This window comes from Trinickia sp. NRRL B-1857, assembly GCF_050470685.1.
Lineage (GTDB): Bacteria > Pseudomonadota > Gammaproteobacteria > Burkholderiales > Burkholderiaceae > Trinickia.
Genome location: NZ_JBFLUK010000001.1, coordinates 4,496,679 through 4,509,093, shown reverse-complemented (window position 1 = coordinate 4,509,093; position 12,415 = coordinate 4,496,679). Strand labels below are relative to the sequence as shown.

The 12,415-nt window shown below is 63.0% G+C and carries 20 protein-coding genes; all 20 read right to left on the bottom strand.

Annotated elements, in window-relative coordinates; translation table 11 throughout:
• Positions 1-53 precede the first annotated feature (53 nt).
• The 20 genes from AB1286_RS20175 to AB1286_RS20080 all read right to left on the bottom strand — a co-directional run bounded on the left by AB1286_RS20175 (position 54) and on the right by AB1286_RS20080 (position 12,351).
• A complete protein-coding gene (locus tag AB1286_RS20175) occupies positions 54-263 on the bottom strand; it encodes a hypothetical protein (protein ID WP_430364927.1) in 210 nt (69 codons plus the stop codon).
• Complete coding sequence (locus AB1286_RS20170; RefSeq protein ID WP_430365133.1) at positions 260-607, bottom strand: zinc ribbon domain-containing protein; 348 nt, start codon at positions 605-607, stop codon at positions 260-262. The genes AB1286_RS20175 and AB1286_RS20170 overlap by 4 nt, the downstream gene beginning before the upstream one ends.
• A gap of 20 nt (positions 608-627) precedes the next feature.
• Complete coding sequence (locus AB1286_RS20165; protein ID WP_430364926.1) at positions 628-2,907, bottom strand: molecular chaperone; 2,280 nt, start codon at positions 2,905-2,907, stop codon at positions 628-630.
• Between the two features lie 6 nt (positions 2,908-2,913).
• Entirely contained in the window at positions 2,914-3,192 is a 279-nt protein-coding gene (locus AB1286_RS20160; protein WP_430364925.1) for a hypothetical protein, read from the bottom strand.
• Entirely contained in the window at positions 3,189-4,658 is a 1,470-nt protein-coding gene (locus AB1286_RS20155) for a hypothetical protein (RefSeq protein WP_430364924.1), read from the bottom strand. The genes AB1286_RS20160 and AB1286_RS20155 overlap by 4 nt, the downstream gene beginning before the upstream one ends.
• Positions 4,659-4,700: 42 nt before the next feature.
• A complete protein-coding gene (locus AB1286_RS20150) occupies positions 4,701-5,147 on the bottom strand; it encodes a hypothetical protein (RefSeq protein WP_430364923.1) in 447 nt (148 codons plus the stop codon).
• Between the two features lie 8 nt (positions 5,148-5,155).
• Positions 5,156-5,863: a hypothetical protein gene (locus AB1286_RS20145; RefSeq protein WP_430364922.1), complete on the bottom strand. Its 708-nt coding sequence runs from the start codon at positions 5,861-5,863 to the stop codon at positions 5,156-5,158.
• Entirely contained in the window at positions 5,863-6,033 is a 171-nt protein-coding gene (locus AB1286_RS20140) for a ribosome modulation factor (protein WP_430364921.1), read from the bottom strand. The genes AB1286_RS20145 and AB1286_RS20140 overlap by 1 nt, the downstream gene beginning before the upstream one ends.
• A 48-nt stretch (positions 6,034-6,081) precedes the next feature.
• Positions 6,082-6,408 (bottom strand): hypothetical protein, encoded by a 327-nt coding sequence (locus AB1286_RS20135; protein WP_430364920.1) that lies wholly within the window; start codon positions 6,406-6,408, stop codon positions 6,082-6,084.
• Positions 6,409-6,587: 179 nt separating this feature from the next.
• Positions 6,588-7,007, bottom strand: a complete 420-nt coding sequence (locus AB1286_RS20130; RefSeq protein WP_430364919.1) for a Gp49 family protein — start codon at positions 7,005-7,007, stop codon at positions 6,588-6,590.
• Positions 7,004-7,258 carry a hypothetical protein gene (locus AB1286_RS20125; RefSeq protein WP_430364918.1) on the bottom strand — a complete coding sequence of 85 codons (255 nt, stop codon included), beginning with the start codon at positions 7,256-7,258 and terminating at the stop codon, positions 7,004-7,006. Before AB1286_RS20125 ends, AB1286_RS20130 begins: the two co-directional genes overlap by 4 nt.
• Positions 7,255-7,443, bottom strand: coding sequence for a hypothetical protein (locus AB1286_RS20120; RefSeq protein ID WP_430364917.1), 189 nt, complete (start codon positions 7,441-7,443; stop codon positions 7,255-7,257). The genes AB1286_RS20125 and AB1286_RS20120 overlap by 4 nt, the downstream gene beginning before the upstream one ends.
• Positions 7,443-7,898 (bottom strand): RusA family crossover junction endodeoxyribonuclease, encoded by a 456-nt coding sequence (locus AB1286_RS20115; protein WP_430364916.1) that lies wholly within the window; start codon positions 7,896-7,898, stop codon positions 7,443-7,445. Before AB1286_RS20115 ends, AB1286_RS20120 begins: the two co-directional genes overlap by 1 nt.
• Complete coding sequence (locus tag AB1286_RS20110) at positions 7,895-8,491, bottom strand: hypothetical protein (RefSeq protein ID WP_430364915.1); 597 nt, start codon at positions 8,489-8,491, stop codon at positions 7,895-7,897. The genes AB1286_RS20115 and AB1286_RS20110 overlap by 4 nt, the downstream gene beginning before the upstream one ends.
• A 169-nt stretch (positions 8,492-8,660) precedes the next feature.
• Entirely contained in the window at positions 8,661-8,921 is a 261-nt protein-coding gene (locus tag AB1286_RS20105) for a hypothetical protein (protein WP_430364914.1), read from the bottom strand.
• Positions 8,922-8,958: 37 nt separating this feature from the next.
• Positions 8,959-9,402 (bottom strand): hypothetical protein, encoded by a 444-nt coding sequence (locus tag AB1286_RS20100; RefSeq protein ID WP_430364913.1) that lies wholly within the window; start codon positions 9,400-9,402, stop codon positions 8,959-8,961.
• A complete protein-coding gene (locus AB1286_RS20095; RefSeq protein ID WP_430364912.1) occupies positions 9,399-10,409 on the bottom strand; it encodes a hypothetical protein in 1,011 nt (336 codons plus the stop codon). Before AB1286_RS20095 ends, AB1286_RS20100 begins: the two co-directional genes overlap by 4 nt.
• A gap of 177 nt (positions 10,410-10,586) precedes the next feature.
• Positions 10,587-11,603 carry a DNA cytosine methyltransferase gene (locus tag AB1286_RS20090; protein WP_430364911.1) on the bottom strand — a complete coding sequence of 339 codons (1,017 nt, stop codon included), beginning with the start codon at positions 11,601-11,603 and terminating at the stop codon, positions 10,587-10,589.
• A gap of 93 nt (positions 11,604-11,696) precedes the next feature.
• Complete coding sequence (locus tag AB1286_RS20085) at positions 11,697-11,969, bottom strand: DNA-binding protein (RefSeq protein WP_430364910.1); 273 nt, start codon at positions 11,967-11,969, stop codon at positions 11,697-11,699.
• Between the two features lie 181 nt (positions 11,970-12,150).
• Positions 12,151-12,351 carry a Cro/CI family transcriptional regulator gene (locus AB1286_RS20080; RefSeq protein WP_430364909.1) on the bottom strand — a complete coding sequence of 67 codons (201 nt, stop codon included), beginning with the start codon at positions 12,349-12,351 and terminating at the stop codon, positions 12,151-12,153.
• Positions 12,352-12,415 lie beyond the last annotated feature (64 nt).

Below are 12,415 nucleotides of genomic sequence, written 5' to 3'. Positions count from 1 at the left end.
CCGCAGATTTACATGCAGAGGATGCTAGGCAGCGGGAAATTTCGCGGCAACGATCAGCCAACATGCGGCGGCATTGCGCCGGGCATGGGCGGATGCGGCGCGCCGGCTTGCGGGCCGACCTGCGGCGCTGCGGGAACACCCGGAGGAGGCGCGCCGGGCGGCTGCGCGCCCTGCTGCTGTGCCTGCTGCATAGCGCGCACCGCCGCTTGTTGCCGTGTTTGCTCGAGGAGCGCCATAAGGCGAGGTTTGAATGCGCCGATCATGATTGCTTCCTCAATACTTCGCGCGTCGCCCGGGTCAGTTCGCCGCGCACATCGAAATCGCCGCGCACTTCCCCCTTCTTGCGGCCGATCGGCTCATTGCCGACCTCGACATAACCGTTACGCTTGAGAAAGTCCCGATGGGCGCTTCGGCTGTTGATGACGGGCGGCTTGCCGGTGGCCACGTCCACGGCCACGGCCTGATACGGGCCAATATCGGGCGCGACCATCGTCGCGACAATCTTGCGCACCATCGTCGTGCCGCAGCACAGCGGTAAGTCGCGGTCGCGCTCCGCGATTGAACGGAAAATATCGTGCTCGTGGCCGCAGCCTGCGGCGCATTGCATCACGTAAATCGGCATCGTCGTTACTCCGTGCTAGTTGCGGCATTAGCAGCGCTGATCTGCGCCGCGCCGACGGTCGCGCCGGCCGCGATCTCGGCCGCTTCGAGCTTCGTCGCGGCATCCAGGCGCGCCAGGATGATCTTGAGCGTCCCCTCCATGCTCATGCGCTGGCGTTCTAGGGCCGCGTCTTGGGCCGCCTTCATCTGTTCGAGGCGCCCTTCCATTTGCATGCGCACGCTATCGGCCACCATCTGCGCATGGCGTTCCGCGGCTCCCGCTTGCGCTTGCGCTGCTCGATCGGCCTGATCGGCCCGCTCGCGCGCGGCGATCTCCGCGAGGTTTTGCTGAAGGTCGGATTGATTTTTGGCGTTCGCGATCGTGATTTGCGTCTGCGCCTTGACCTGCTCGGGGTTCGGCTGCGGATTGGATTGCGCTAGCTTCGCGCGCTTCTCCAGTGCGTCGACCGTCTCTTGCAGGCAAGCCTCCATTTGCTTGCCCACCGGGAACGCGCGCACGGCGAACATGAGCAACTGGCCGAGTAGCGGCATCATTGCGGGGTCCGCGCCTTCGGCCGACTTCATGAAGTTGCCTACAGCGGTCAGGAACTCAGTGCGATCGTCCTTTTCCTGCATCTGGTCCATCTTGAGCGTCGAGTCGGTCTCGATGTCCAGGCGGAAATGGCGCATATTCGCGTTGCGCAATAAATGGTCAACCTCTTCCCAGGTCGGCTCTAGGAAGGGCTTTTGCATATCATCGGGCAGATCGCCGCCGAGCGCCTTGATCTGTGCTGCGATGCTCTTCTCGTCGGCTGTCATGAGCGCATAGCCGGAGATCTCGGCGAGCGTGTCAATGTCGAAGTGATTCGCAAGTACTTCGGCGATCATGACTACGGCGTCGCGCGCGAAGCGCTGCACCTCAGCCTGCATATCCTCGAGGCGGATCGAGGCGAAGTTGCTCTTGATCGTTTGGGCCGTCGCGGTCTCGCTCGGGTCGCTGGCGCCGCGGATGATATCGGCCATGCCGGTGATCTCGTAGAGGTCCTGCTTGACCTTCTCGCGAGCGTCATAGAGCGTGAGCAACGTTTCGGCGATCTCTTGCATCGGTAGCAGTTCGAGCGCGCCCTTGAGTCCACCCTTTTCGGCGAACGCGGCCCAGGCATCGACCGGCACGAGGCGATTGTCATAGCCGCCGGAGAGAATGCCCTGCAAGCCCGGGACGCTCGAGTCGTAGACGCCTGCCGCTCGGATGGCATCTGACAGCAGCTTGATCCGCGACGTGAGGTCGTCGAGCTGGAGCGCTTGATCCTGGTAAATCTTGAAGTCGGGCACCGGAATAATGCTGTCGTTCGCCATGTTCGGCGTCATCGGCCGCGGACACGGGAAGAAGTCGCATAGTCCAAGCATGTCATCGCGCTCGTCGAGGACGCCTGCGAGATACGACTTGCTTACCCAAATGACGCGCTTCGATTCCTTGTCCCAAATCTCGTAGATGCGCGCCTTCTTCTGGTACTCCGTCACTTCCTGGCCGCGCAGGTCCTCGGGCTTGTAGTCGAGTGGAATCGCGTTGCCGATATCGCGCCCGAAGCGCTCGATGCACTTCTTGCGGGTCAGATAGACGATGCGCCACACGGCCGGCACCTCTTGCCAGGTGCGCGCGATCACGTGCCCGAAGTCGCTCCAGTGCACGTAATCAACGTCGATCTCCTCGTAGTCGAGTTCCTGAATCGGCTCACCCGAAGACGCAGTTTGCGGGACATTTTCGGGCGTCTCGCTCGCATTCGCGTCGTCGTCGACTTCCGCGCCCTGGTCGGCAAGCTCGGCGCGTTGCGGCGAGGGCTCCGTGCCGATCATGGCCATGTCGCTTTCGACGAAGTGCGGCACGTAGCGAATCCAGAGCGTGCCGCGGCCTGGCAAAAGCCGATCGGTCACGCATTGACGCATGACTAGGTAGAAATTTTCCTTATCGAGCGTGAACGTCGTCGCGCGCTCGAGCACTTCGCATACGACGCGCCCGACCGGATCGGCATCTAGAAATCGGCGCTGAAAGTCCGGCTTGGGGTTACGAGAATACAGCGCTGGCAAGAGCGTCTGAACGTTCGACCACAGGATGTTGTAGCGCGCTTGCTTCGTCTCCCGCGAATTGTTGCGCTCGTCTTTGTAGCGGCGAAGGATCTTTTGCGCGGCCTTCTCCCACTCCCCGGCCTTTTGCTCGTAGAGTTCGATTTCCTTCACCCACCGCATGACCGCCGTGTCGCCCGGCTGTGCGGTATCGCCCTGGGCCTGCCCGTCCATGACTTGGCTCATAGCCGCTTACCCCATCACGTAGCCAACGGTGGCCGAAACGGTGCCGCTAACGACGACGTTCAGTCCGTTGGAGAAAGCGAAGGGCATCGGATTCCACCCTACCGAGGGCGTGAATGTGTCGACGATCTTCTTGCTCGTGCCCGTCGCGGCATCGTCGTAGACCGTGATCGTGGGCGTATTGCTCGCCGAACTCACGAAGATTCCGCCGAGGATTCCATCGTTCGCGCAGACGTTGCCGCTCGCGGTGATTTGCTTGTAGGTATAGGCCGGTGCTGCCGGGTTCATATCCGCTCCATTTCGGGTTGGTGAGTGCCCTGCGCGGGCCAGAAAACCTCGTTTGCGGTGAGGTCGTGTAGATACCGGGGCTTCTCGACGGGCTTTTCAGCCTCGGGGTTGCGCCAGATCAGGGAGAGATAGCGAAAGGCGTCGGCCGCGTGAGAGGTCCAGTCGTGCTCGGGCTTGTCGTCGAACATCTTTTTGTCGCTATCCCACACGCGACGGTAGTTCTTCAACGATTCAATGCCGAACTCGCACCGCACCTCGTCGAACCAGCAATGCTTGAGTGTCGCGCGCGCGGCCATGATGCCGTCTTGCAAGCCGAGCTGCGGCACGATCGCCATCTTGATGCCGAAATCGTTGAGCTGCTGCACGATCGAGCGGCCATTGCCGGCCAGCGTCTTCGGCCTCGCATCGTGCGGGCCCCAATGTCGGCCGTAGCGATAGGCCATGCGGTGAGCATGTTCGGGAATCAGGGCATCGAAGTGCCATTTCTTCGGCTCGCCCTTCTCGCCGCGCTCGTCGACGCGGATCGTGCGTCCGAGAAGCGCTTCGGCGTAGTGCTGCACGTCCTTTCCTGACGCGCGGTAGTGATCGATAACCCGGATTTCGCCCCAATGGACCTGAAAGAACCAGATCGACGTGTCATCGCTGTGCCCGAGGTCCCATGCGGTGAAGACGGGGAGCGATGGATCGTGCGGCACGCTGCAAATGCGACCGTCGCGCTCGGCCTGGGCCAGTTCTAGCCCGTAGTAAGCGCCGAGGATGGCTGCTTCGAAGCTGCACATAAGCTCTTGCTCGAACATCGCATTGCCCTGGTCCTCGCCATACATGGCGATGTACTCGGCGCGTTGCTCCTCAAGCTCGGCCTTCGAGAAACGGCCCGTTTTCAGGACATTGGATACCTCTGCGAACCATTTCGGATTGGCCAGAGCCATCTTGTGCATCGCATATGCGTGGTTCTTCCCGCGGGGCGTCGTGATGAACATCGCCCAGCCGCCGTTTTCGTCGAGAATCGGCTTGAGATACGCCCATGCAGCCGGGTTACACAGCGCCCACTCCGACATCACGATGCCCGCCGGCGGGGATCCCACGAGCGAATTGAAGTTGTCGGAGCCTAGGACCTGCCACGTCGAGCCCGCCTTGAACTCAATGAACATGTCCTGCTCGCGCGTGCGCTTGCGCAGCTCGAGCGGAAAGGCTTCATCGATCCGGCGCTTGCCCGTATGCGGGTTGATGGCGTCCCAAATGGCTTTGCGGGCCTGCGAAGCCTGCGGCAGCATGTGCCAGTAGCTCGCGACGCGATCGTGGGCCGCGACGGCCGTCCAATGCAGCGCGACCTCGTCTTTGCCCCAGCGCCGATGCGCGATGTCGATCGCGCGCTTACCGCCGCGAAGTAGGTAGTTCCAGAGACGGCCCTGATAGGTGCGCGGCGTCCAGTTGAACGGCAGTTCGATCTCAGCGGCGCCGTCCACGGCTATCCCCAAGGCGCTCGTCAAAGTGGTCGCGCTCGTCGTTCATTCCGGCAGTTCCTCGACGGGCGTCATGCGCAGCCGCACGATCTGCTGCTTCGTCTCGATCGGGCCGCCGTTCGGACCGCTATGCTCGTTGCGCACGTGATCGCCATATTTGCGGCGATTCATGATTTTGAGTTTCCACTTGCGCGCGTCGATCTGCACCGCGGCGCGCTTCGCGTCGCGCACCGTATCGGCGATGTACTGGATGTCGTCGCAAATCGCATCCTCGCCGGCGGCGCAGGCTTCTTCGTATTGCTGACGTAGCTCAGGCGTGCGATGCGTCCATCCGAGGAACGTCACGCGATCGGGCATACGGGCGCCCTTGCAGACGCCGCGCACGCTCTTGCCATCGGCGAGCAGCGCGCAAATGCGATCGAAAAGCCCCTGCGAGAAGTAGACCTTCTTCGCAGGGGCCTTGCGCTTCGCGGTTTTGCTCGCCGTCGTCATGGCATTCGTTACAGCAGGCGAAGGATCGCTTCGAGCTTCTGCACGAGCACGCCTTCCGAGACGGCGATGCCATTGTGTAGCTTGTGCAGCGTGTCGGCGATGTGCGCCTTGAGCTCGACCGCCTCTTGCGAGAGCGAGCGCACCGGCTTTTCGACGTCCTCTTTCGCGAGCTGATAGATCGCTTCGAGGTGTTGTGCGAGGCGCACGTGCAGCGGTAACTCAGCGGCGGAATTTCCGGCGATGAGCGACGAAGTAGCGGCGCCAGCGGCACTCATGGCAGAGCCCTCGGCGCTCGGCGAGGGGGCGGCCGCACCCAAGACAGCGTTTGGGGCGTCACCACCAACCGCGCCCGCGGCCGAATCCTGCGAGGACGATGACGAGGCAGATTGCGATGCCTGCGAGGCGCCCGCGTTTCCCGCTTCACCCGCGCTTACCCCAGCTTGCGCACCTTCGGCAGAGGCGGCCGCCGTCGACTGTTCGCCCGATGAGGTACCACCAGCAACGTTTCCCATCGCCTCCCATGCCGCCGCGCGTTGCTCGGGCGTGTGATCTGCGTCAGGGACGGGCGCGGCGGAAATACCCGCATTTTCCGTCGAATTTCCGCCGCCGGAGGCATCGCCGGTCGGGATCGGTGACGCGACGGCGGGCATCGTCGGATCGGACATGTACGTCGGCAGCGCCGCACCGAGGATGGCCATCAAAATGCTTTTGCGCATCATTTGCTCCGTGAAAGTGCGGCGCCGAAGGCCGCGTTTTGGTAGCCACGCGTCCAGGTCGAGAAAGCCGCGCTCGAGATCGGATAGGGGCAGTCGTCGCGCTTCATGCCGTCCTCAAATGCCGCGGCACCTTCACGCATCAATCGCTCGATTTCCTCACGCGAGAGCACGGCTCGCCTCCTTCGGGTGGATGCCGAAGATGGTAAGCAGCGGGAAACCTAGCGGCGAGCGGCCATGGCCAAGCGGGCGTTGCTCATGAGGTCGTAGCCGGTCATGACTCCGCGCATGTCGCCCGCCTGCCATCGCCGCGTGGCGACGCGCGGATCGGGTGCGACCGGCGTCCAGTAGGTGCGACGAAAGCCGCGGACCTCGCGCGAGGCACATACGGCCCCGCTTGCGCATGCGGTGTCGAGCGTCGCCTGAATCGCGGCCGGCGAGGCATCGAAGATGAGGCATAGCGCCTCGATCGTGTAGGCGCGGCCCGGCGTGAGGGTTGTCGAAAGGCTCTCAAGCGAGAGCGGCGCTAAGATTTTGCGGCGGCGCATGGCATTCCCCCGGTAAGTCCGCCCGTAGCGCAGGAGCCAGCGGCCGAGTACGCATCGGCGTAGCGCAGTGCTCGGTGTTGCATAAAAAGGCCGGTTCGTTGCATAAACCGGCGCGTTTGTCCCGCTTTCAAGGGGTCTTACGCGCAACGTCCGCTGCCCCTCGCTGCTGCGCTCACGGGTTATTCGTTGACTTCGCGGAAGTCGTGCTCGCGCAATCGCTGCTTGAGCAGGTAGCCTTCGAGCGGCCAAATCTTCGCGACGGCGTTCTGCCGCGCGATCTTGCGGCCGATCTCGGAGTCGAAGTTCTCGGGGCTCGCGCACGCGCTTTCGCCGGTCACGGTGAAGCCGTTACGAAGCACAAGGACGCAGAACGTAAGCAGGGCCAACGGCCCGAGCTCGTCAGGTGCTCCCTGACTTCCAATGGGACCCTGCTCCCATGCCATCGCGGCGCCCTGCGCAGCGGTGAAATAGCGCTCCTCGGCGATCGCCGCCTCGACGGCCTGCGGCGTCACGCGGAGCGCCGTCTTGCCCTTGCGCACGATCTCTTGCTCAATCGTCTCGTCGTCGTTGCGCGGCGCTGCTTGGGTTGCCATGTTCATGCCGTTTCTCCGGTTGGTTGGTGCTGCCTATCGCGCCATGCCAGGAACGGCCGGCGCAGGAACTTGTGAAAGCGCTGCTGCGCTTCGGTGTCGGTGGCCAACTCGCGGCGCGATTCGATCTCGCACACCGTGCGGATGAATTCGGCGGCCTTATCGACGTCGACCGGTTGCGGCGGGACCATCCATTGCGCGACGAAGGCGCGGAACTCGGGATCGCGTGGGAGCATGCCGGCGAGTTGGAGGACGTTCATGCGGGCACCTCGCTCGGTTTGTTCGGCCGCGTGGCCGGTACCGGCGTCGGACTCGGCTTATGATCGTCGCAGTACTCGCGGCCCTCGTGGGTCCAGTGCGCTTTGACGCGCGGGCCGAGCAACTTGCACACACAGCAGTAGCGGTGACCACCGCGCTCGACCATGGCTTTCGTGATTCGCTTCATCACACCTCCACAAAGAGCGCCGCTTGCGGCTGCTCGGTCTTGATCGCCTCGATGCGCACGACGATGCGGGCCTCGCCGTCGGGCTCCGCACGCTCGGCGCTGATCCGACGCACCCAAACGTCGTCTTCGAACGCGATGCCCTTGAGCGCGTCGAGCGTGACCTTGATCGCATTGTCGAGGTCGATCGAGCGCACGCCGTCATCCCAGGCCGCCCCAAGCTTCCGAACGCGCTTCTCCCAATCGAGCGGGCGATGCGGGTAGAGCGTCAGGGTGACAGCGACACGCCCCACGATCGGCCGTATGCATCCGGCGGCCCGAAGACGCCAACCCACCTCCTGCTTAAACGCCTTCGCCTCCGCGGAGACGTAGGTCATCGCTACGCCTTTCACGACTCGCGTGCGCCAGTACAAATTCGCGCTGACTGGGGGCGGCAAGGTGACGATGATTGGCTTCATCGAAGCGCCTCCGACGGCGTGCTGCCTCGCCGGATGCGTCCATACACGCGGTCGACATTCAGCCCGAGCTCGTCGCACCAGTCCTTGACGCATTTCGTCACTCCATTGCGCTCGATGAGGATCGTGCTGCGCCGATTGCGATTCTGCTCGGGCATTGGCGCCCAACGGCAGTTGCCGGGCTCATAGTTGCCGTTGGTGTCGTTGCGTTCGATCGTCATACCATCGGGTCGCTCGCCCATGTCGGCGCGGAAGTTTTCAAACGTCATCCAGCGCTCGCAGACGGTTATGCCGCGGCCACCGTAGTCCGCGTAGCCATCGCTCTTTGGGTAAAAGCAGCGCTGCTTCATCGCGCACCAACTGTTGTGCGTCGGCGTACCCTTCATGCCATGCCGGAATCGATCGCGCCCCCGAATGCAACCGCATGATTTCGTGTGCCCGCTTGTCATGCGAAATAGCGCTACGACCTTCTCCACGCCGCAGTCGCAGTGCACATTCCATTGCGTTCGGCCAAACCGATCGTTGTCGGCTCGCGATAGCACGGTGAGCATCCCGAAACGAGCCGAGATCGGATAAGGCAAGGTCACGACGATCATCGCAGCACCTCGATCGAAAACGGCCCCAGGCGATGCACCCGACGAGAGCCGTAACGCTCCGAAAAATAGACGCGCCGATGAATGTCGAATGACAGGCCTTTGCCCCGGATGCGAAAGAAGAAGCCGTGCCGGTCGGCGTGGAAAAACGTGCTATCGCCAAAGCGGAATGTCATTGCGGCAACCCTCCCGCAGCGCGCGCCATCACCTCGGCGTGCGCACGCGGCACGATCGACAAATGCAAGCCGTCAGGCTTATCGCAAACGACGATCGTCGGCTCATCCCCCGGGAAAAGGCCCGCGAGACGCTGCACGTCCGCGCTCGTGATGACGACCTCATCGTCGCCCGAGCGAAGCAGCAGGATCGCAGCGAGCTTGCGCCACAGGTCTTCGGTCGCCCGCATGACGGGGTGATTCGGGTTCAGAACGGTCATTGCTTTAGCTCCAAAGCGCTCGCGCGCGTGGTAGTGGTCATTCGGCGCGCTCCTGGTAGTGGTCGAGCGCATGCGTAGGACCGATGATTGGCGCCGTCGGAACCATGCCGGAAAGGCCCTGCTGCCTTCCGAATTCGGCCGTTGCATCGAGCAGGTGCCGCTCGAGCCTGAGAAGCCATGCGCGGGCGTTGCCGTCCTTGCTGCGGTTGAACGAGAGTTCGCCGGCCATGGGATGGGCTTTCAGTTCGCGTAGCGCGATCGCGGTTGCCTCGGACTTGGCGCCGGAGATGCTGTCCGCACGGATGGCCTTCGTGAGCGCGACGACGGTCGCCTCGCTGTTGCGCAGGCATTGCGTGATCGCGTCATTCGCACCGTTCGGCCGCCCGTGGTGGCAGAAGCAGTACCACGGTGATCCGCCCAGGGAGCCGAACAGCGGGCATCCGTGAGCCGCGCAATATCCCCATTCGCCGGCGTCGATCATGCTGTCGCTCCCTCGCGCTCACGGCGCTTGATCTCGTCCCAGCAACGCGCCTTGAGCGAGTCCCATGTCTCGTTTTGCCGTCCATCGCCGAAGCCGAGTTCCCGCGCTTTGCGCTTGATGCCATCCTGCGTGCGATCCCAATCGTCGAAACGCTTTGCCGCCGGTTTGGCCGGCTTCGGGTTGAGCAGATCAGGGACGATTGTGGCGAGGTAGTTCGGCCCGAGCGGCTTGCCGTCAAGGCTTACCCTGGCTTTCGAGATAGCTGCGTCGAGGATCTCGTTCGTCACGCGTGCGTCGTCGCCCCAACCGGAGATGTACGGGTTTGCGCTGTTCGCACCTACGACTCCGCGCTGTCGCAGGTAGACGGCGATCTCGATCGCTCTCGAAACGGGAGTAGAGTCGCCCGGCGCCCGAGGCACCGCTGAGTTATCCACAGGAGGCGCGGCTTGCGCGTTAACGCTTACGCCTGACTGCTCTACTGAGTCGGTTTTATGCTCCTGCTCCTGCTCCTGCTCCTGCTCCTGCTCCTGCTCCTGCTCCTGGCTTCGATGGGGCTTAGAAGGGGGTTGTGATGCCCCTTCGTGAGAGCGACGCTTTTTAAGATGAAACGCACCGCAGTACCGATCGAAGAAAGCGCCCAGGAATGCGCACTTGGGCAGAGCGTCGTAATCCTTCTGGATGCCGATGCAACGACGGTCAGCGGCCTTTAGTTCATTGGCTATCTGGAACGATGCCATCTCGAACACCCATACCATTTCGGTCGCTTCGTCGAAGTCGCAGAAACCCGCTTCGATGCAGATTCGAAGCCCCTTAGATGCCCCTTCGATGCCCAAGCCAGTTTCATGAGCCATATACAAAAGCGGCTGGTAGTACAGGCCGAGCATGTTTGAGTGCGGGGAACTCATCAGGTAAAGGGCCACGATGACCCCTTCCGAACCCCCTTTGCGGATTTCCTTGCCGGTGTCACCGGTCCAAAAGGTAGGGGCTACCTTCCCGTATTCACGCACGGCCAGTCTCTGAAATCGGAAATGGAAGATCGGCGGAAAGCGAGCGCACCGCCTCAATAGCAGCCTCGTTTGAGAGGCCGAAAGTGGACATGACCAACTCGACGAGTATGTCGAACGGCACGGGTGCGCCGCTGCAATCGCAATCGGCCGGCGTTAGGGGTTGCGGAAGCGTATCGATCATGCGGCCACCTCTATCGCTTCGCGCGCGGCGCTGATGAACTCGGCCGCTTGCTCGAGGTTGATCGCGTTTCCGTAGGCGCGCAGTCGTCCCACTCGGGCGGGAGTCCCATGAGCCAGCGGGAATGTGCCGGGTTCAACTGGCCGCCACTTTCCATCGCGGCAGAGGAGCCAGTCAGCAGCTCGCCAAAAGCCGTTAGTCGCGCCGGGCCTTGCGCTTCCTTCGCGAGCTGCGCCAAAGAACTGCCGGTCATGGCCGCCGTAATGCCCAGCCCGCAACGAGTCGAATCGCTCGCGCTGGGCGTCGTCCAACCCGCCAACACCGCCGCGTGATTGAGCGAAATATTGGCCGTCGTGAAGTCGAACGACGGCTTGCGCAGCGCGTCCGTGGTCGTGGTCGTGGGCCAGCCAGCCAGGCACGCCGCCGCCGCCAAGTCCGGCCCGTGATTGCGCATCGCCTCGATCAAGCCGTCCTCGAAGGTGCGTACGGCCTTGTCGGCCAGCGCGCTCGTTGGCGTGGGCCATCCAGAAATTGCGATCTCGGATGTGCGGGGCGTCGACGCTCGCAGACGGGAACGGGACACACCCATAGGCGTAGTCCAGCCCTTCCACGTCAGCCTGTACAAGATCGACCCAAACGTCGACAGCCGCGCTCGCAACCTGCTCTCCAAAGATGACTGGAGGGCGGCACTCGCCGATGAGCCAATGCCATGACGGCCATAGGTGCCGCTCGTCAGCAAACCCAAGTCCTTTGCCTGCCGCGGAGAAAGGTTGGCACGGACAGGAACCCGTCCAAACAGGTCGATCGTCGGGCCATCCGGCGCGGCGAAGCGCGGCCGACCAGACGCCGATACCGGCGAAGAAGTGGCATTGCGTATATCCGCGCAGATCGTCGGGGTGGACGTCGCGGATGTCTCGCTCGTCGACGTCACCAGGCGCAATGTGACCGGCCGCGATGAGGTTTCGCAGCCATCGCGCACAGTATTCGTCGAGTTCGTTGTAATAGGCGCCGGCCACATCTCACCACCGCACCAAGAACGGCAAGCCGAAGGCCGCCGCGATCACGAGCGCCATCCACGCGTCGATAAATAGCTCGAGCATGGCCGCCCCCTATCGAAGTCCGCACTCGCCTGCGCCTTGACGTGCGCATTCGCACGCGGCGCCGACCTTGCACAGCGTTGCGATCGCGTCGAGATACGGACGGCTCACGAGCGCATATCCCGCGACGTCGATCGCCTTGTCGATCTCTCCGATCATCACGCCGCGCTGACCGCTCAAGAAGCGGCTGACCTCGGACGCGTCCCAGCCGATTACGTCGGCCGCACGCTTTCTCTCAGGTCCCGTGAGCACGTCACGAAGCGCCTGTTCGATGTTTGGTTTCATAGTCGGCAATCCTCGGCAATGCGCATTGAATGCGATTGCTGCGCGGCACAAATAAAGTTCAGGTCGTCGGCTAGGCGCACCGCTCGATCGATGTGTTCGACGACGCGCACGCAGCACAACGCAGCGTGATCGGCGTCGCACACCGCTCGGCCCGGTTGCCGAGCACGATGAGATCGGCGGTTCATGCGGCGGCCTGCTCGGGGATGACGCCCGGCGGAAGCTGCTTACCGGACTGGACGGCGGCGCCGATCACGGCGGCGGTGCGCTGCGTGTCGAGTTCATTCGGCCATTGCGAGATCGCACCCTTCGTCAGCCCGAGGGCGTCGGCGAGGGCTTTCGCGGTGCCGAAGATCGCGACGGCCTGCTGCTTGGTGAGATTCATACGTCCGCTCCAAATGGGTCTGAGCGTGAGTATAGAACTCTAAACGACAAAAGAGAAGCACTCT

What these genes read in the sequence shown, in the direction of transcription:
- AB1286_RS20175 (WP_430364927.1), bottom strand. Translation starts at nt 263, where the DNA reads ATGATCGGCGCATTCAAACCTCGCCTTATGGCGCTCCTCGAGCAAACA.
- AB1286_RS20170 (WP_430365133.1), bottom strand. Translation starts at nt 607, where the DNA reads ATGCAATGCGCCGCAGGCTGCGGCCACGAGCACGATATTTTCCGTTCA.
- AB1286_RS20165 (WP_430364926.1), bottom strand. Translation starts at nt 2,907, where the DNA reads ATGAGCCAAGTCATGGACGGGCAGGCCCAGGGCGATACCGCACAGCCG.
- AB1286_RS20160 (WP_430364925.1), bottom strand. Translation starts at nt 3,192, where the DNA reads ATGAACCCGGCAGCACCGGCCTATACCTACAAGCAAATCACCGCGAGC.
- AB1286_RS20150 (WP_430364923.1), bottom strand. Translation starts at nt 5,147, where the DNA reads ATGACGACGGCGAGCAAAACCGCGAAGCGCAAGGCCCCTGCGAAGAAG.
- AB1286_RS20145 (WP_430364922.1), bottom strand. Translation starts at nt 5,863, where the DNA reads ATGCGCAAAAGCATTTTGATGGCCATCCTCGGTGCGGCGCTGCCGACG.
- AB1286_RS20135 (WP_430364920.1), bottom strand. Translation starts at nt 6,408, where the DNA reads ATGCGCCGCCGCAAAATCTTAGCGCCGCTCTCGCTTGAGAGCCTTTCG.
- AB1286_RS20130 (WP_430364919.1), bottom strand. Translation starts at nt 7,007, where the DNA reads ATGAACATGGCAACCCAAGCAGCGCCGCGCAACGACGACGAGACGATT.
- AB1286_RS20125 (WP_430364918.1), bottom strand. Translation starts at nt 7,258, where the DNA reads ATGAACGTCCTCCAACTCGCCGGCATGCTCCCACGCGATCCCGAGTTC.
- AB1286_RS20120 (WP_430364917.1), bottom strand. Translation starts at nt 7,443, where the DNA reads ATGAAGCGAATCACGAAAGCCATGGTCGAGCGCGGTGGTCACCGCTAC.
- AB1286_RS20115 (WP_430364916.1), bottom strand. Translation starts at nt 7,898, where the DNA reads ATGAAGCCAATCATCGTCACCTTGCCGCCCCCAGTCAGCGCGAATTTG.
- AB1286_RS20110 (WP_430364915.1), bottom strand. Translation starts at nt 8,491, where the DNA reads ATGATCGTCGTGACCTTGCCTTATCCGATCTCGGCTCGTTTCGGGATG.
- AB1286_RS20105 (WP_430364914.1), bottom strand. Translation starts at nt 8,921, where the DNA reads ATGACCGTTCTGAACCCGAATCACCCCGTCATGCGGGCGACCGAAGAC.
- AB1286_RS20100 (WP_430364913.1), bottom strand. Translation starts at nt 9,402, where the DNA reads ATGATCGACGCCGGCGAATGGGGATATTGCGCGGCTCACGGATGCCCG.
- AB1286_RS20085 (WP_430364910.1), bottom strand. Translation starts at nt 11,969, where the DNA reads ATGAAACCAAACATCGAACAGGCGCTTCGTGACGTGCTCACGGGACCT.
- AB1286_RS20080 (WP_430364909.1), bottom strand. Translation starts at nt 12,351, where the DNA reads ATGAATCTCACCAAGCAGCAGGCCGTCGCGATCTTCGGCACCGCGAAA.